The sequence below is a fragment of the Pseudomonas sp. genome, from assembly GCF_048265905.1.
Lineage (GTDB): Bacteria > Pseudomonadota > Gammaproteobacteria > Pseudomonadales > Pseudomonadaceae > Aquipseudomonas.
Genome location: NZ_JBLXAP010000003.1, coordinates 1 through 17,419, shown reverse-complemented (window position 1 = coordinate 17,419; position 17,419 = coordinate 1). Strand labels below are relative to the sequence as shown.

At 53.7% G+C, this 17,419-nt stretch carries 15 protein-coding genes and 3 tRNA genes; 11 read left to right on the top strand and 7 right to left on the bottom strand.

Translation table 11 applies throughout. From position 1 onward, the window contains the following. Nucleotides 1-9 precede the first annotated feature (9 nt). The gene (moaA, locus tag ACN0UH_RS05600; RefSeq protein WP_417661131.1) at nucleotides 10-1,002 is read left to right on the top strand and encodes a GTP 3',8-cyclase MoaA; all 993 of its coding nucleotides are present in this window, start codon (nucleotides 10-12) and stop codon (nucleotides 1,000-1,002) included. Nucleotides 1,003-1,161: 159 nt separating this feature from the next. On the opposite strand, the gene ACN0UH_RS05595 is transcribed toward moaA, so the two are convergent. The 3 genes from ACN0UH_RS05595 to ACN0UH_RS05585 form a co-directional block, all read right to left on the bottom strand. Then, a tRNA-Met gene (locus ACN0UH_RS05595) sits at nucleotides 1,162-1,238 on the bottom strand. Between the two features lie 225 nt (nucleotides 1,239-1,463). Continuing rightward, nucleotides 1,464-1,540, bottom strand: a tRNA-Met gene (locus ACN0UH_RS05590). Between the two features lie 120 nt (nucleotides 1,541-1,660). Beyond that, nucleotides 1,661-1,737 (bottom strand) — tRNA-Met (locus ACN0UH_RS05585). Between the two features lie 247 nt (nucleotides 1,738-1,984). On the opposite strand from ACN0UH_RS05585, the gene ACN0UH_RS05580 reads away from it, so the two are divergent. Continuing rightward, entirely contained in the window at nucleotides 1,985-2,194 is a 210-nt protein-coding gene (locus tag ACN0UH_RS05580) for a hypothetical protein (protein WP_417661130.1), read from the top strand. A 14-nt stretch (nucleotides 2,195-2,208) separates the two neighbouring features. On the opposite strand, the gene ACN0UH_RS05575 is transcribed toward ACN0UH_RS05580, so the two are convergent. Continuing rightward, nucleotides 2,209-2,946: a GntR family transcriptional regulator gene (locus ACN0UH_RS05575; protein WP_417661129.1), complete on the bottom strand. Its 738-nt coding sequence runs from the start codon at nucleotides 2,944-2,946 to the stop codon at nucleotides 2,209-2,211. Nucleotides 2,947-3,122: 176 nt separating this feature from the next. On the opposite strand from ACN0UH_RS05575, the gene ACN0UH_RS05570 reads away from it, so the two are divergent. The 4 genes from ACN0UH_RS05570 (at nucleotide 3,123) to dinB (ending at nucleotide 7,070) form a co-directional block, all read left to right on the top strand. After that, nucleotides 3,123-3,947: an amidohydrolase family protein gene (locus ACN0UH_RS05570; RefSeq protein WP_417661128.1), complete on the top strand. Its 825-nt coding sequence runs from the start codon at nucleotides 3,123-3,125 to the stop codon at nucleotides 3,945-3,947. Between the two features lie 31 nt (nucleotides 3,948-3,978). Beyond that, complete coding sequence (locus ACN0UH_RS05565) at nucleotides 3,979-5,280, top strand: SLC13 family permease (RefSeq protein ID WP_417661127.1); 1,302 nt, start codon at nucleotides 3,979-3,981, stop codon at nucleotides 5,278-5,280. Between the two features lie 100 nt (nucleotides 5,281-5,380). Further along, nucleotides 5,381-5,944 carry a DUF3087 family protein gene (locus ACN0UH_RS05560; RefSeq protein WP_417661126.1) on the top strand — a complete coding sequence of 188 codons (564 nt, stop codon included), beginning with the start codon at nucleotides 5,381-5,383 and terminating at the stop codon, nucleotides 5,942-5,944. 58 nt (nucleotides 5,945-6,002) lie between these two features. Next, nucleotides 6,003-7,070, top strand: coding sequence for a DNA polymerase IV (gene dinB, locus ACN0UH_RS05555; RefSeq protein ID WP_417661125.1), 1,068 nt, complete (start codon nucleotides 6,003-6,005; stop codon nucleotides 7,068-7,070). A 49-nt stretch (nucleotides 7,071-7,119) separates the two neighbouring features. Here the strand turns inward: dinB and ACN0UH_RS05550 are convergent, their stop codons facing one another. The 3 genes from ACN0UH_RS05550 to ACN0UH_RS05540 form a co-directional block, all read right to left on the bottom strand. Continuing rightward, nucleotides 7,120-7,524: an META domain-containing protein gene (locus ACN0UH_RS05550; RefSeq protein WP_417661124.1), complete on the bottom strand. Its 405-nt coding sequence runs from the start codon at nucleotides 7,522-7,524 to the stop codon at nucleotides 7,120-7,122. Nucleotides 7,525-7,526: 2 nt separating this feature from the next. Beyond that, nucleotides 7,527-7,958, bottom strand: a complete 432-nt coding sequence (locus tag ACN0UH_RS05545; RefSeq protein WP_417661123.1) for a hypothetical protein — start codon at nucleotides 7,956-7,958, stop codon at nucleotides 7,527-7,529. A gap of 139 nt (nucleotides 7,959-8,097) precedes the next feature. Continuing rightward, nucleotides 8,098-10,869, bottom strand: a complete 2,772-nt coding sequence (locus tag ACN0UH_RS05540; protein ID WP_417661122.1) for a response regulator — start codon at nucleotides 10,867-10,869, stop codon at nucleotides 8,098-8,100. Between the two features lie 175 nt (nucleotides 10,870-11,044). Between ACN0UH_RS05540 and cysM the strand changes: the two genes are divergently transcribed. The 5 genes from cysM to ACN0UH_RS05515 all read left to right on the top strand — a co-directional run bounded on the left by cysM (nucleotide 11,045) and on the right by ACN0UH_RS05515 (nucleotide 17,327). Then, nucleotides 11,045-11,950 (top strand): cysteine synthase CysM, encoded by a 906-nt coding sequence (gene cysM, locus ACN0UH_RS05535; RefSeq protein ID WP_417661121.1) that lies wholly within the window; start codon nucleotides 11,045-11,047, stop codon nucleotides 11,948-11,950. Next, on the top strand, nucleotides 11,950-13,308 hold the full coding sequence (gene rlmD / locus ACN0UH_RS05530) for a 23S rRNA (uracil(1939)-C(5))-methyltransferase RlmD (RefSeq protein ID WP_417661120.1): 1,359 nt from the start codon (nucleotides 11,950-11,952) through the stop codon (nucleotides 13,306-13,308). Before cysM ends, rlmD begins: the two co-directional genes overlap by 1 nt. Before the next feature lie 229 nt (nucleotides 13,309-13,537). Further along, nucleotides 13,538-15,784, top strand: a complete 2,247-nt coding sequence (relA, locus tag ACN0UH_RS05525; RefSeq protein ID WP_417661119.1) for a GTP diphosphokinase — start codon at nucleotides 13,538-13,540, stop codon at nucleotides 15,782-15,784. 6 nt (nucleotides 15,785-15,790) lie between these two features. Next, nucleotides 15,791-16,621 carry a nucleoside triphosphate pyrophosphohydrolase gene (gene mazG / locus ACN0UH_RS05520; protein WP_417661118.1) on the top strand — a complete coding sequence of 277 codons (831 nt, stop codon included), beginning with the start codon at nucleotides 15,791-15,793 and terminating at the stop codon, nucleotides 16,619-16,621. 166 nt (nucleotides 16,622-16,787) lie between these two features. Next, the gene (locus ACN0UH_RS05515) at nucleotides 16,788-17,327 is read left to right on the top strand and encodes a DUF2058 domain-containing protein (RefSeq protein ID WP_417661117.1); all 540 of its coding nucleotides are present in this window, start codon (nucleotides 16,788-16,790) and stop codon (nucleotides 17,325-17,327) included. Nucleotides 17,328-17,419: the final 92 nt, after the last annotated feature.

Sequence of the window (17,419 nt, the reverse complement as noted above, 5' to 3'; positions counted from 1 at the left end):
GGAGTGGCTATGCACAGTAATTTGCAGGACGGATTCGGTCGGCGTATCGATTACCTGCGTATGTCAGTGACCGATCGTTGCGACTTTCGCTGTGTGTACTGCATGGCCGAAGACATGACTTTTCTGCCGCGCCAGCAAATTCTCTCGCTCGAAGAGCTTTATCGGCTGGCGGCGTTGTTCGTCGGTCAGGGCGTGAAGAAAATCCGCCTGACCGGCGGCGAGCCATTGGTGCGTAAAGGCATTGTTGGCTTGTGCGAGCAAATTGCTGCGCTACCTGGTTTGCGTGAATTGGTGATGACCACCAACGGTTCGCAATTGGTCAAGTTGGCCAAGCCGCTTGCTGAGGCGGGGGTAAAGCGTTTGAATATCAGCCTGGATAGTTTGCAGGCTGATAAATTCCGCGCCATTACCCGTACCGGTGAGCTGAAACAGGTGCTGGATGGAATTGAGGCGGCGCGTGATGCCGGTTTTGAGAACATCAAGCTCAACACCGTGGCAATGGCCGGGCGCAATGCCGATGAGGTGCTGGATCTGGTCGAGTACGCCATGGCGCGCGGGCTGGACATTACTTTTATCGAAGAAATGCCACTGGGTGACGTGGGTCGCTCCCGTGGCGAGAGTTTTTTCTCAAGCGATCAGGTGCGTGCGCTGATTGCCCAGCGCTATTCAATTATCGACAGTGCCGAACAAAGCGGTGGTCCGGCCCGGTATATTCGTCTGGAAGGCCATGCGAACAGCCGCGTTGGTTTTATCTCCCCGCATTCGCATAACTTCTGTGCCACTTGTAATCGCGTGCGGCTGACCGTGGAAGGGCGTTTGCTGCTCTGCCTGGGGCATGAAAACTCAGTGGATCTGCGCGCGCTGTTACGTCGTTACCCTGAAACTGACCAGCCTTTGTTGGACGCTGTTGCCGCAGGCATGCAGCGCAAGCCCGAGCGGCATGAGTTCAGCCACGATGACCAGATTCAAGTGGTGCGCTTTATGAATGCCACGGGTGGCTAAAGCCCGATTCGCTTAGCACAAAGGCCGCAAATGCGGCCTTTGTGGTTTTTGCAGGCCCAGCAAAGACGCTCAGCAATCTATAGAAGCTCTGGCGTTTAAAGGGATTGGCAAACAGACAGGCACAAAAAAGGCCACTCAATTGAGTGACCTTTATATGTTTGGTTGCGGGAGCCGGATTTGAACCGACGACCTTCGGGTTATGAGCCCGACGAGCTACCAGACTGCTCCATCCCGCGGTCGCCATTCTATCTGTCTGAGGCTCAGTGTCAAACCTAATCTGAAATAAAACTGTTTTCTGTTCAGTTGCTTAGAGTAAATCAGCGGTTCGGCAGGCAAATGCGGAGCACGGCTAAGCAAATACAGAAGAGAGCTAGAAGAGGGCGCGACAGCGCTTGGCTATAAATAAGGCACACAGCAAAAGGCCCCGGCAGTTTTCACTGTCGAGGCCTTATGCATGAATCTGGTTGCGGGAGCCGGATTTGAACCGACGACCTTCGGGTTATGAGCCCGACGAGCTACCAGACTGCTCCATCCCGCGCCGGCCATTCTATAGAGATGAGTGATGCTGTCAATCTATTTCTGCTTTTTAATCAATTAGTTAAATCGTAAAGGGGGCAGAAACAAAAAAGGCCACTCAATTGAGTGACCTTTAAATGTTTGGTTGCGGGAGCCGGATTTGAACCGACGACCTTCGGGTTATGAGCCCGACGAGCTACCAGACTGCTCCATCCCGCGGCGGCTATTCTATCGTCTGAAACGCTGCGGTCAACCACCAACCTCAGAAAAAACTGTTGTTTGTTCAAATGCTTAGCGATTTTGCTGACTTGGCTCGGGCCTCAGCCCTTGTATGCAGCAGCTTTGCGCGATTTTGTGGCAGTTCATCGGACTGTCATGAAAATAGATAGTTATCGACTTATTGCAACGGCCTAGCTCTTCAACTGGGTGTTGCGCTAGAGTCCGTCACATTTTCAGCGAGGTAGTCATGGCTCATACATGTAAAGACTGCGGTGCAGCCGTTGCGGCAACAGATAAAAAATGTTCAGTATGCGGCGAAGAGTTGGTAGCAAAACCCAAGTTATTGCCAATCGCCGCTTTTATGCTGATTGTGATTTTGGTGATCCAGGCTTACATGGATAAGCCAGAGGAAAAAGAGTCAGTTCCGGCTGAGCCCGCCAAAGCAGCGAGCCAATAGCCGCTGCATCTGGCTTATGAAATTTCGATCTGATAACGAAAGGTGTCAGCCGCGCCCCTGGATATGCGGTACTCAAGCGGGGTGTTGTCATAGCTCAGGGCTGTTCGCTCAATGACCACAACTGGTTTGCCGCTGTCGATACCGAGCGCTGCGCCGGTTTGTGCGTCCGCCAACTCCACGGTCAGGGTTTCCTTGGCTGAGGCTACCAACTGCCCGCACTGCTCTTCATAAAAAGGGTAGAGCAGGTTGCCAAAATCCTGCGGGTCTATCTCAAGCAGTTTGGCGAAGCGCGAAGCTGGTAGCCAGATCACTTCAGTGAAAATCGCTCGCTCGCCGCTTGTCCTGACACGCTGCATGCGGATCACTGCATCAGTCGTGCTGAGTTTTAGTGCCTCAATCACCTCTGCCGGGGCTTGCTCAAGGCTGAGCGCGACAATCAGGCTTTGCGGAACCTGATGTTCACCCGAGCTATTAACCTGCCGGAAGAAGCGGAAGAACGAGGAATTAAAATCAGGCCGACGCACATAAGTACCACGGCCTTGGCTGCGTTGCAGCAAACCATCTGCAACCAGCGTGTCGACGGCTTTTCTGACCGTTCCGATTGCCACGCTATAGGTTTTGGTCAGTTCTGCTTCGGTCGGGATTGGCTCTCCCGGACGCCATTCACCAGACGAAATCTTTGCCAGGATCTCGTCGCGAAGCCGTTGATAGAGCGGTAAACGCTGATCTGAGCCAAGGGTTAAGGCATTCATGCATACATCCATACGATTTTTCTGAAGCTACTTTAGCACTGACCAGTGGCATCTGAGCTGTGTTGACAGTTGTCTTTGCTGAATATATGGTCATGCAGTCATATATATGAATATATGACTAAATAAAAATGTGCCTGCTATGGCGCGCCAAGAACAATCGGCCAAGGTAACGACCTATGACCTCTTCGCAACTGTCTGGCATCGACACCCACGCGCACATCTTTAGCCGCGGGCTGCCACTGGCTTCAGGCCGACGCTATAACCCGGATTACGACGCGCTGGTTGAGCAATATCTGGGCTTGCTCGACAGCTGCGGCCTGGCCCATGGCGTGCTGGTGCAACCCAGTTTTCTCGGTACGGACAACAGTTTTATGCTCGCGGCACTGGATAAGTATCCTGAGCGCCTGCGCGGTATTGCAGTGGTTTTGCCGAGTATCTGTGTTGATGAGCTTGATCGTTTGGCTGCATCTGGCGTGGTTGGGGTTCGTTTGAACCTGGTTGGCCAGCAGTTAGAAGACTATTCAAATGAGTGCTGGCAGAATTTTTTCCAGCAGATCGCCGCACGGGACTGGTCGGTTGAGATACAGCGCAGCCTTGATGACTTGGCGCAGATCCTGCCAGCAATCCTGCAAACTGGCGTCAATGTGGTGATTGATCACTTTGGCTTGCCCCATGGCGGAATCAACCCGCAGCAGGCAAACCACAAGGCTTTTCTTGAATTACTCGCCAATCAACAGATTTGGCTCAAGCTTTCGGCGCCATATCGCAGCGATTTAACTGCGCAACAGGTTGCGGACATGTTCGGGTTATTACGCGTTGCCAGTGGCGGCGTCGACCGCATGCTTTGGGGAAGCGACTGGCCACATACCCAGTTTGAGAATTCGACAAGTTACCGCGAGCAGTTCCAGAAAGTTCAAGCGCTGCTAGGCGATCCGCTTGAGTGGCAAAAAGTCATGTGCGCAAACCCTTCACGGCTTTTTAAGTTCGTGAACACTATTTAACGCATTACAAGAATAACTGGCGGGTCTGAAAATGATGAGTTTGATTGTGATCGCGGCAATCGTGATCTCCATAGCCTTGGGCTACAAGACCAAGATCAATATTGGCTTGTTTGCGATTGCCTTTGCCTACTTGATTGGTTGCTTTGTGATGGGCTTGAGCCCCTCTGATGTGATCAAGATGTGGCCGCTGAAGATGTTTTTTATCATCTTCTCTGTGTGTCTTTTTTACAGCTTTGCGATTGTTAACGGCACGCTCGAAAAGCTGGCTGAGCACTTGCTTTATAGCTGCCGTAAATTCCCGCATTTGTTGCCTTATGCGGTATTTCTGACCTCGGCGCTGATTGCCGGTTTGGGCGCTGGCTATTACACAGTGCTGGCCTTTATGGCGCCGCTGACCCTGATGCTCTGTGAGCGCACGCGTATGAGCCTGATTCTTGGTGCTATGGCGGTGAATTACGGGGCATTAGGTGGTGCTAATTTTGTCTCGAGCCAGAGCGGAATTATCTTCCGCAGCCTGATGACCAATTCTGGTATTGCTGAAAACACGGCGTTTATTAATAGCTTCGGTATTTTCATCAGTACTTTTGTTATTCCGTTGATCGTAATCACTGGTTTTGTGCTGTTTACCGGGCATAAAAAGCTAATGCAAAGCTCTACCTACACGGTCACTGAGCCAAGCCCGCTGAACAAACAGCAGAAAACCACGCTGTTATTGACGGTGCTGATGATGGCTTTGGTATTGATCGCTCCGATCGCACAGATATTGCTGCCTGAGAATCAAAGTGTCGGCTTCATTAACTCGAAAATGGACATTGGTTTGATCGCCAGTGTGTTTGCTGTGATCGCGTTGTTGCTCAAACTGGGCGATGAACGCAAGGCCATGGCGACGGTGCCCTGGGCTACGCTGGTGATGATTTGCGGCGTTGGCATGTTGATCGCCATCGCAATCAAGGCTGGCACTATTGATCTGTTGGCATCATGGATCGGTACTTCGATCCCTCCTGTTATGGTGCCGGTCGCGTTCGGTGTTGTCGCAGCATTAATGTCGTTGTTTGCCAGCACACTCGGCGTCGTAACACCTGCGCTGTTCCCGATTGTGCCGCCGATTGCAGCTTCGCTGGGCATAGATCCGCTGGTGATATTCGTGTGTATTGTGGTTGGTGCACAAGCTACTTCAATCTCGCCATTTTCCTCTGGTGGCAGCCTGTTGCTGGGGTCATGTCCCACCGAACAGAGTCGTTCCGAGTTTTTCCCCAAGCTGTTATTCCGTGCTGCGCCGCTTGGTTTTGCGGTCGCGTTGCTCTTCAATATAGTCCTCACTCTGGTTTACTAAGCGTTATCCAGCGGCTCGTTTCGTCCTGAGTGGACTTGTTGTTTATTCGATTGGCTGTTTGCTCAACAACGCGTACCGATCTCTGCGTTCTCGGGTGATAATGACGGCCAATCGAATTTCAGAAAGGAGCCCGCTGGTGGCGTTCGTAATTAAACCGCTTGATCCGCTGGTTTACCGACAGCAAACCCGTCGCAGTACGTTGCTGGTTGCTGTCAGCTTCCTCGTGTTGACGCTGCTGTGCTCAACACTTGCTGTAAAGCTGTTGGGGCAGCCTGGCGGTGATAACTTCAGCCTCAATGTTGCCGGGGTGGTGGTTGCGCTGTTACTCACTATTGCATTGGTACGCAGCGTGTTCTGGTCGCAGCCGTGGATGGCCGCTGCGGTTTATGGCTGGCAGCTCAAGCGCAACCTGATGCGCATCACCAATGTCATGCATCACGTCACTGCTGGGGTTAAGGTTGAAGACCCGTTGAGTATGAAAATACTGCGTTTCTATCACTTGGGCGTTAGCCAGATGCACCAGTTGGATGGCAACTCCAGCGAGCACGTGCAGATGCTTGCGCAGATGGACCAGCATCAACAGAAAATGCAGGCGCTGGATATTCCGCTTGAGCAGACAACATTCGACCCTGAGTGGATCAAGCAGCTTGAACGCCGGGCTTGATGCATGACTAAATAGCGCAACCTCAGCTACAGTCGTACTCAGCGGATGCATGATCTAATTGGCTACCACTAAGCGCAAAATAATCCACGTCGACTGTGACTGTTTTTATGCAGCCATTGAGATGCGTGATGATCCGAGCTTGGCAGGTAAGCCGCTGGCCGTGGGCGGAACGGCTGATCGACGCGGTGTAATTGCGACCTGTAATTATGAGGCGCGCGCATACGGTGTGCGTTCTGCCATGGCTTCCGGGCATGCGCAAAAGCTGTGTCCAGACTTGCTGATCGTCAGGCCGCGCATGGATGCATACAAAGCAGTTTCACGTGAGATACACGCCATATTTCGCGACTACACCGACCTGATAGAGCCTTTGTCGTTGGATGAGGCTTTTCTTGATGTGACTGACTGTCCGCACTTTGCGGGAAGTGCGACGCGTATCGCCCAAGATATTAGGCGCAGAGTCTCGTCAGAGCTGCATATCACCGTTTCGGCAGGGGTGGCGCCAAATAAGTTTTTGGCCAAGATCGCCAGTGACTGGAAAAAACCCAACGGCTTATTCGTGATTACCCCGGATCAAGTCGATGACTTTGTGGCCGATCTCGCGGTGGCCAAACTGCACGGGGTTGGCAAAGTAACTGCAGCTAAGCTGGCACGCCTGGGTATTCAAAAGTGCAGTGAACTGCGTGAGTGGGACAAGCTTGGGCTGGTACGCGAGTTCGGTAGTTTTGGTGAGCGCTTGTGGAATTTGGCGCGAGGGATCGATGACCGCGCAGTACAGACTGACAGTCGTCGCCAATCGGTCAGCGTTGAGAATACCTACAATCAGGATTTGCCAGATTTAGCGGCTTGCCTGGAGCAGTTGCCCGATTTGTTGCACGAGCTTGATCGGCGCATGGCCCGGCTTGATAGCAGCTACAGAGCGGATAAGCCGTTCGTAAAAATCAAATTTCATGATTTTACCCAAACCACCCTCGAACAAGCAGGCGCACGCCGTGATCTGGACAGCTACAAGCTGCTGATGAGTGCGGCTTTTTCTCGTGGAAACAAGGCTGTGCGCTTATTGGGAGTGGGGGTGCGCTTGCACGACCTGCGTGGGCGGCATGAGCAGCTTGAGCTATTTGAACGCTAGTAATCAAACAGCTCAAGCCATCCCTGTGTTGCGGTATTGAATGTGGCTATCAATCAGTGACTGGCCACAAGCGCAGCGGTTTACCTTCGCTCGGCCATAGGCGCAGTTGATTGGTCGGCGAGAAGTCCCAGCGCGTGATACTTGGCAGGCTCTGGAGGAAGCGAGCTTCTTGCTCCATCAGGGCAGGGGCGCACATTTTTCGCGTACTGCCGGCTTGCTCGAAGCTAATGTTGCCGCCTTCAAGTTTATAGCTGGCAAACCAATGATTGCAGCCTGCATTGCCATATGCTCGGCCGTCACTGCCGAGGGTAATGGTCAAGTGGCTGTAGTCGATCAGCGGGCGTTCGCCAATCCATTCAACTTGGTAGGTTTGATCTGTTTCAATTTTCATCGTGTCGGTCGCACAACCCACTAGGCTGGCACTGATTAGGCCGATGGCGAGTAATGTTTTCATTGTCATTCCTTCTGACATTGCGGGCACGTGTGGCGCTCGTTCTTGCTTTGCCACCCCAGTTCATTGACCCGCTGCTGAGCCGCAAGTGCCTGAGCTTTTTTACCCAGTGCACTATCCACCGCAAATTCGATGTCAATTTGCTTGGCACAGCTGTCGCAAGTGACTTGCCAATTATGAATCGCCAGCTCCTTGAATGCCGGGCCAATAGCAACTGCAACCCACTGGCCCGGCGGATTGATCAGGTGGCGCACTTTCTCAACTTGCAGGCGCATGCTTAGATCACGGCTGCCTTTGAGGGTGACAATCAGGCTGTCGCCGCTTTTGATTGAGCCGCCGTTGCCAGTGACTTGATAACGCCCGGGCGCCATTGCTCGGCATTCAATTAAGGTGTGCTCAGGATTGAGCAAGCTGTAGCGAAAATCGTGTTCGGCCATGGTTCCTCCAAATTCGCGCGAATGCTATCACGCAGCGGCCTAAACCTGATCACTGTGATGACCTTGAACTCACTGTTTATAGCACAAGGACATGAGCCAGCCCGCGCTCGCAGCATGGCTTGGCGCGAGCAGGCAGCTGTTAGACGCGAGCTTGGGTCTCGAACATCAAGCGCTCGATGGCCGCTTCAAGCTGATCCAGCGCTTTGGGGGCCATTGGATCACCTTGCTTGAGTAGCGTCTCGCTACGCAGGCAGGTCGCTCGCAATTGCGGGACTCCGCAGTAGCGGGTGGCGCCATGCAAACGGTGTACACGTTCGATTAGAAGCGTGTTGTTGCCTGATTGGCGGGCCAGACGTATCGCTTGCAGGTCGGTGGGTAAGCCAGCCAGCAGCATGTTGAGCATCTCCGCAGCCAAATCAGCTTTGCCAGCGGCCAAGCGTAGGCCTTCTTCGGTATCCAGGATGCTGATCTGGTTGAGGTCAATGTCTGGACGCATGTTGTCTTCTACAGGCTCGGGCATAAGTGCGCGCAGTGCCAAGCCAGTCCATTTGAGCACTACTTGGGCCAGTTGCCGTTCACTGATTGGCTTGGTCAGGTAGTCATCCATGCCGCTTTGCAACAGGGTACGCTTTTCATTGGACAGTGCATGGGCTGTGAGGGCGACAATTGGCACCGCACTTTTGTTTTGTTCGATTTCCCAGAGGCGAATCGCCTCGGTGGTTTCACGACCGTCCATCCCCGGCATTTGTACATCCATGAAGATCATGTCAAAGCGGTCATTCCTGGCTTTGTCCAGCGCTTCGTGACCATCTTTAGCGATGTTGACCTTGGCACCCATATCTTCAAGCAGGGTTTGCACTAAAAGCAGGTTGGCGGGATTGTCGTCTACGCAAAGAATTTGTGGGGGGCGAGCAAGCTCCGGGACTTCGGCTATTAAGCGTTGCTGACGCGGACTGACCATCTCGCTCAAGGAGCGTTGCAGCTTGCGGGTGCATGCAGGTTTGGCGTGTAGCTGGGTATAAGCGTCGGGAAGGGCGCTGTGATACAGAGCTTGCTCGGTGGTCGGACAGAGCACGATAAACTTGCAGGACATTTGCTCCAGCTGGCGGATGTAGGGGGCGAGCTTTTCTGGCGGTTGCTCGCGGAATGTTACGCCCATGACCGCAATGCCAATTGGCTGGGCACCATTTTGCGAGGCTTTAATTGCCTCAAGCAGGCTGTCTGGCTCACTAAACGGGCTGACATTCAGCCCACAATCTTCGAGTTGGTGCTGCAAAACCTGGCGCGACAGTTCATGGCCTTCCATGATCGCTACATTACGGCCAAGTAGTGGCGGGCGCGGCAGATCTTCGACATCTGCTCGTGCTTTAGGCAGGCTCAGGCTGATCCAAAACTCCGAGCCTTCGCCAGGAGAGCTGTCAACGCCAATTTCGCCACCCATTTGTTCGACCAGGCGTTTCGAAATCGCCAAGCCCAAACCAGTACCTCCGGCCTGACGGGAAAGCGAATTATCGGCTTGGCTAAAGGCTTGGAAGAGCAAGCGCAGGTCGTCGTCGGAAAGACCAATGCCGCTGTCTTGCACGCTAATGCGTATTTGTGCGCGACTGTCGTTTTCGTCTTCAAGCATCACGCGGACGACAATACTGCCTTCGCGGGTGAACTTGATCGCGTTATTCACCAGATTGGTCAGGATTTGCTTGAGGCGCAGTGGATCACCCAGCAATGACAGTGGTGTATCGCGATAGACTAGGCTAAGCAGTTCAAGGTGCTTCTCATGGGCGGTTGGTGCCAGAATTGTCAGGGTGTCTTGAATAAGCTCGCGCAGGTTGAAGGGGATGTTTTCAAGCACCAGTTTACCGGCCTCGATCTTCGAGAAATCAAGGATCTCGTTGATGATCCCGAGCAGGTTGTCTGCCGATTTTTCAATGGTGCTGAGGTAATCCTGTTGCCGAGGGCTCAGTTCACTTTTTTGCAATAGGTTAGTGAAGCCCAGAATACCGTTTAGTGGTGTGCGGATTTCATGGCTCATATTGGCCAGGAATTCGGATTTGATGCGGCTGGCTTCAAGTGCTTCTTTACGTGCGAAATCCAGCTCGATGTTCTGGATTTCAATGGTTTCGAGATTTTGGCGAACGTCCTCGGTCGTCTGATCAATGCTGTGCTGCAGTTCTTCCTGAGCATTTTGCAGGGCTTCGGCCATGCGATTGATGCCTGAGGCAAGCTCATCCAGTTCTTGGCTGCCGAGCGGCGGTAAGCGTGTTTCGAGCTTGCCTTCCTTAAGCTGTGCCACGCTCTCTTTAACCCGGCGCAAAGGGTCATTGATTGAGTGGCTCATCCGCAATGCGAGCAGTGCTGTGACCACAAGGCCACTCACCACCAGTAATAAGCTGGTAACCAGGCTGCGATAACCGCTGAGCAGGGTGGCGTGATGCGACAGCTCAAGCTCTACCCAGCCGACCAGGTTGTCGCTGCTTTGATGTACGGGCTCGCCAGTTAAGTTCAAATGATGCTCAAACACTGGAAGTAAAAAACGTGTGGCGTCTTCGTTTGAGTGCTTGGCGGTGAGCTTTTCAGTGCCGCTGCCAGTTGTCGGCATCGGGTTAAGCATGCTCGGCCCAGCATGGACGAGCAGGACTTTATCTTTATCGAGCAGACTGACTGCCCGAACATCCTGTTGTTCAAGGGATTGAGTCGCAATGCGCTGGAGTACGCTGATATCTCCACGCAAAAAGGCAGGGGCGCTTAGCGGTGCCAATTGTTCGGCAATCATCTCGCCGCGCTGCAGCAACTGGCCCTGTAGGCTTGAAAGCTGCGCCCAGATGAAATATCCGCCGAGCAGGAATGCCAGCAGGCTGGTCGGCAGCAGCGTCAATATCAACACGCGGCCTTTTATGCCTAGGTCCTTGAACACGCACATTCCTCTCTGATTATGACTGCGCAGTGTACCGTTTGCGCTCGATCCAACAATAGACTGCTGCAGGTTCTTATAACAAAGCAGGCTAGCGGTTGGCGTGCTTTATTGTTGGCGCGCAGTGGTTTGCCGTTATCATAGACATCCCTCAAGTCGTTTGGACCTGATTGACGTCATGACCTTGCAATTTCCGACTATCGCCGAGTGCATCGGCAACACGCCTTTGGTGCGTCTGCAGCGCCTGCCTGGCAACACCTCCAATACCCTTTTGGTAAAACTGGAAGGTAACAATCCAGCTGGCTCGGTCAAGGATCGCCCGGCGTTGTCGATGATTACCCGGGCAGAGTTGCGCGGCGATATTCAGCCAGGCGACACGCTGATTGAGGCAACCTCGGGTAATACCGGAATTGCCTTGGCCATGGCGGCGGCGATCAAGGGCTATAAGATGATTCTGATCATGCCCGACAACTCGACCGCTGAGCGCAAGGCGGCAATGACTGCTTACGGTGCTGAGTTGGTGCTGGTGTCCCGTGAAGAAGGCATGGAAGGCGCTCGTGATCTTGCAGAAAGTCTGCAGCGTGGTGGGCGTGGAAAAGTGCTCGATCAGTTTGGTAATGGTGATAATCCGCAAGCGCACTACGACACCACGGGTCCTGAAATCTGGCAGCAGACCCAGGGCTCTATTACTCACTTCGTGAGTTCAATGGGCACCACAGGCACGATCATGGGGGTTTCGCGTTACCTCAAAGAGCAGAACGATCAAGTGCAAATTGTTGGTTTGCAACCGCAAGAAGGAGCCTCTATTCCGGGTATACGCCGCTGGCCGCATGAGTATTTACCGAAGATTTTTGATGCCGAACGTGTTGATCAAATTGTCGACATGGGGCAGGACGAAGCCGAACAGGTCATGCGCCGGCTAGCGCGTGAGGAGGGGATCTTCTGCGGCGTTTCTTCTGGTGGTGCTGTTGCCGCTATGTTGCGTCTGTCGCAACAGGTCGAAAACGCGGTCATGGTGGCGATCATTTGTGACCGTGGCGATCGTTATCTGTCGACCGGTATCTACGACGTGCCGCAGCACTAATGGCCAAGAAAAATAGCGGTTTACGCTTCCAGCCCAGTGGCGGCACGCGTGCTCCACAGGTAGCAGTGGGCAAGAAGCAGAAGCTAAGCATCGAGCGCTTGGCTAACGATGGTCGCGGAATCGCATTCAGTGAAGGGCGTACCTGGTTTGTGTCGGGCGCTTTGCCGGGCGAGCAGGTTGAGGCGCGTGTGCAGTCGGCGCGCAGCCAAGTGGTCGAGGCGCGCAGTGAGCGCATCTTGCAGGCCAGTCCTGAGCGTCGTCCTGAACCTTGTGAGCATGCTCGCATTTGTGGTGGCTGCAGTGTGCAGCACATGCCGCATAGCGATCAGTTGGTGCTTAAGCAAGCCGCGCTTGAAGAGCAATTAAGCCGCTTGGCACAAGTGCAGCCAGAACTTTGGGCACCTGCGTTAACGGGGCCTGAATTTGGCTACCGGCGACGTGCTCGGGTGGCTGTACGCTGGGACCCAAAACTGAAAAAGCTAGCGGTAGGGTTTCGCGCGGCGGCGAGCCAAGACATAGTTTCAATCAGTGAGTGCCCGGTCCTGGTACAGCCCTTGCAACCGATTCTGCGCGGCTTACCAGAGGCGCTGCGCGAGCTTGAAAAGCCGCAAGCGATTGGTCATGTTGAGCTGTTCCATGGCACAACAAGTGCGATGTTGGTGCGCCACACGGCTGCATTGCCAGAGGCTGATCTCGATCGTTTGCAGCAGTTTTGCGTTGAGTACGACGCGCAGTTGTGGTTGCAAGGCGTGTCTGAACCAGAACCCTTTATTGCCGGGCAAAAATTGGGCTATGCCCTGGCTGATTGGGGGCTGCAACTGAATTATCGGCCCGGTGATTTTGTTCAGGTGAATGAACCGGTTAACCAGTCGATGATTGCTCAAGCCTTGGATTGGCTGGCGCCGCAAGGCAATGAGCGGGTTCTTGATCTATTTTGTGGGCTGGGTAATTTTGCCTTGCCGTTGGCGCGTCAAGCGCAAGAGGTGGTTGCGGTTGAAGGTGTGCAGGCGATGGTTGAACGAGCCTCTGCAAATGCGTTGGAAAATTCGCTGAATAATGTGCACTTTTATCATGCGGATTTGTCCGAATCGCTGGCTGGAAAAAGTTGGGCGAAAGGTGGTTTTGCTGCTGTTTTACTTGACCCTCCTCGTGATGGTGCCTATCAAGTAGTGAAAAACCTTGCTGCACTGGGTGCAAAGCGGGTGGTGTATGTATCCTGTAATCCGGCAACACTTGCACGTGATACTGAACAGTTGGTCGCTCAGGGTTACCGTTTGAAAAAGGCTGGCATTCTCGACATGTTTCCGCAGACAGCGCACATTGAGGCGATGGCCTTATTTGAGTTAACCAGCATTTAACCGGGTAATTTTTGTTTGGCTCTTGCTGGTCGCGAGGCGTGAGAGCGTCTCATGCAGTTCGAAGGTCGTAGATCGGGACCGTTTGCAATGCTCTAAAATGAGTGGTCCTGGCTTGCGCAAGCAGGGGTGTGAAGGATTTGCGCCTTACAGCAGTTAACCGACCCACTCAATTTAGTGAGTCGGTGTAGATTCGTAGCGCAGTACGCGCTTCGTAGGGAAGGTATGCAAAATGGTTCAGGTTAGAGCGCATCAGCCGATCAACGATGACGGCAGCATCAACCTTGAGGCATGGCTGGATCATGTGCAGGGCGTTGATCCAGCATTGGATCGTGACGCATTGCGCGGCGCATGTGAGTTTGCCCGTGAGGCAGAACAGCAGGCCAATGCAGCGCAAAATCTGTGGAGTGAAGGTGCCTCCAGTTTCCGCGTAGGCCTGGAAATAGCTGAGATTTTGGCCGACCTCAGGCTTGATCAAGACTCTTTAGTTGCGGCCGTGCTCTATCGCGGTGTCCGCGAAGGTACTGTCGAGTTGGCTGCAGTGCACCAGCGCTTCGGTCCGGTAGTCGCCAAGTTGATCGAAGGCGTGCTGCGCATGGCCGCCATTAGCGCCAGTATGAATCCGCGCGATTCCTTAGTGTTGGGCTCGCAGGCACAGGTCGATAACCTGCGCAAAATGCTTATCGCGATGGTCGATGACGTGCGCGTTGCCCTGATCAAGCTGGCTGAACGTACCTGCGCGATTCGCGCGGTCAAGTTGGCCGACGACGAGAAACGCCAGCGCGTTGCCCGCGAGGTCTTCGATATTTACGCGCCGTTGGCTCACCGTTTAGGGATCGGGCATATCAAGTGGGAGCTAGAGGATTTGTCCTTTCGCTACCTTGAGCCCGAGCAATACAAACAGATCGCCACCTTGTTGCACGAGCGCCGTCTGGATCGTGAGCACTACATCAATGAAGTGATGGACCAGCTACGTTCAGAGCTTGAGGCCACCGGCATCAAGGCGGATATCAGCGGGCGGGCCAAACACATTTATTCCATCTGGCGGAAAATGCAGCGCAAAGGCCTGCAGTTCAGTCAGATTTACGATGTGCGGGCGGTACGTGTTCTGGTTCCGCAAATGCGCGACTGCTACACCGCGCTGGGTATCGTCCATACCTTGTGGCGGCACATTCCCAAGGAGTTCGACGATTACATCGCCAACCCGAAGGAAAACGGCTATCGCTCGTTGCACACCGCGGTTCTAGGGCCTGAAGGTAAAGTGCTTGAGGTGCAAATCCGCACCGCAGCCATGCATGAAGAGGCTGAGCTGGGTGTGTGCGCGCACTGGCGCTACAAAGGCACCGACGTTAAAGCTGGCTCGAATCACTACGAAGAGAAAATCTCCTGGTTACGTCAGGTGCTCGAGTGGCATGAAGAGCTGGGTGACATAGGCGGCCTGGCTGAACAGCTGCGCGTCGACATCGAACCAGACCGAGTCTATGTCTTTACCCCCGATGGCCACGCCGTTGATTTACCAAAAGACTCAACGCCGCTGGACTTCGCTTACCGTGTCCATACTGAAATCGGTCATAACTGCCGCGGCGCCAAGGTAAACGGACGCATCGTGCCGCTGAGCTATAGCCTGCAAACCGGTGAGCAAGTGGAAATCATCACCAGCAAGCAAGGCACGCCAAGCCGTGACTGGCTGAACTCCAACCTTGGCTACATCACCACTTCGCGTGCCCGGGCCAAAATCGTTCACTGGTTCAAGCTGCAAGACCGTGATCAGAACGTCGTGGCAGGTAAGGGCTTGCTTGAGCGTGAACTGGGTCGTTTGGCGCTGTCGCATGTTGATTTTGAAAAGCTGGCTGAAAAAGCCAATCTGAAATCAGCTGAAGACTTGTTTGCCGCCTTGGGCGCGGCGGATGTGCGCTTGGCGCATGTGGTAAACCTGGCTCAGCAGTTGATTGAGCCTGAGCGCAATAGCGAACAGCTTGAGCTTATCCCGCGCAAGGCATTGGGCTTCAAACCTGGCAAGCGTGGCGATATTCAGATTCAGGGCGTTGGCAACTTGCTCACACAGATGGCGGGTTGTTGCCAGCCGTTGCCGGGTGATCCGATTGTCGGCTACATCACGATTGGCCGAGGTGTCAGCATTCACCGCCAGGACTGCGCGGCAGTGTTGCAGTTGGCGGGACGTGAGCCTGAGCGAATGATTCAAGTCAGTTGGGGGCCGGTGCCGGTCCAGACCTACCCGGTCGATGTGGTTATTCGTGCCTATGACCGTTCAGGCCTGCTGCGCGATGTGACGCAAATACTGCTCAACGAGAAGCTCAATGTACTGGCGGTCAACACTCAGTCGAACAAGGAAGACAACACCGCCACAATGTCGATTACCATTGAAATTCCCGGCCTTGAAGCGCTTGGGCGTTTGCTTGGGCGGATTTCGCAGTTGCCTAATATCATTGAAGCTCGACGTTTGCGCAGCAGTTCCTGAGGGCTTATGTACCAATTAACAGACTTGCTACACCTGATGGCGCGCTTGCGTGACCCGCAACATGGTTGTCCTTGGGATCTGCAGCAATCGTACGCGACGATCGTGCCTCACACGCTTGAGGAAGCCTACGAAGTGGCTGACGTAATTGAGCGTGGTGATTTTGATCATTTACCTGGTGAGCTGGGCGACCTGCTGTTTCAGGTGGTCTATTACAGCCAACTGGCAACTGAAGAGGGGCGCTTTGGTTTTGCCGAGGTGGTCGACGCTATTACTAGCAAGCTGGTGCGTCGCCATCCCCATGTGTTTCCTGATGGGGATTTGTACGGCGCAGTTGATCTGCCCAAACTTGATGAGGCGGCGGTCAAGCAGCGCTGGGAAGAGATCAAGGCCGAAGAGCGTGCGCAGCGAGCGCAGGCGCCCGAGCAGCTTTCGTTGCTCGACGATGTGCCTATGACCTTGCCGTCGCTGTCGCGTGCAGTGAAGCTGCAAAAGCGTGCGGCGCAAGTCGGGTTTGACTGGCCCGAGGCACTGCCGGTTGTTGATAAAGTTCGCGAAGAGCTGGATGAAGTGCTCGAAGCGATGAGCGAAAATGATGAGCAGGCAATAGCTGAAGAACTGGGCGACTTATTGTTTGTGGTGACTAATCTTGCTCGCCACTTGAAGGTTGACCCTGAGACGGCATTGCGCGCGGCGAACACCAAATTTGAACGCCGCTTCCACTTTATCGAGCAAGCGCTGCGCCAATCAGGGCGTGATATTGCTCAATGCGATCTAGAGTCGCTCGATGTTTTGTGGGGTGAAGCCAAGAAGCTGGAAAAACAGCAAACACTTGGCTGATGGCCAATAAGCAATCAATATGCGCGGCAGGTTATTTATCGCGACCTGCGGGCCCTGTACAGCACTATTGATACAAGGCCCATGCGGCAGTTGTTATTAGATTAATAGAAATGGCAACAAGACCTACGTGGATCGAGGTTGCTGTCGTTGAATACTGGGGTAAGTCATGGCTTTATCACTACGCGACCAGCTACTGAAGGCAGGGTTGGTTAACGAGAAACAGGCCAAGCAGGCTAGTAAGCAAAAGCAAAAACAGCAACGCATGGAGCATAAAGGTCAGGTCGAAAAAGACACCTCGCAACAGCAAGCTGCGCAACAGGCGATGGCAGAGAAAATTGCGCGTGACCAAGAGCTGAATCGTCAGCAGCAAGAAAAGGCCGAGCAAAAAGCCAAAGCAGCACAAGTTAAGCAACTGATTGAAGCATCGCGCTTGCCTAAGCTGACAACTGAGGATTACTACAACTTTGCTGATGACAAGAAAGTAAAGCGTCTGCCGGTCAATGATTTGGTGCGTAACAAATTAAGCAGTGGTTCCTTGGCGATTGTGCGACATGGCGGTGGCTATGAAGTGATCCCACGTGAAGCTGCGCTGAAAATTCAGGAGCGCGACCCGCGTCGCGTAGTACTGCTGAACACACCGACCGAAGCGCCAGATGCAGATGACCCGTACGCGGCCTACCAAGTGCCGGACGACTTAATGTGGTGATTCAGTTTTGCGGACTGTCTAGTCCTGAAATAGGTTTACACCTGTTTCACCCTAACGCCCGATGCACCGCATCGGGCGTTTTGTATTTCAGC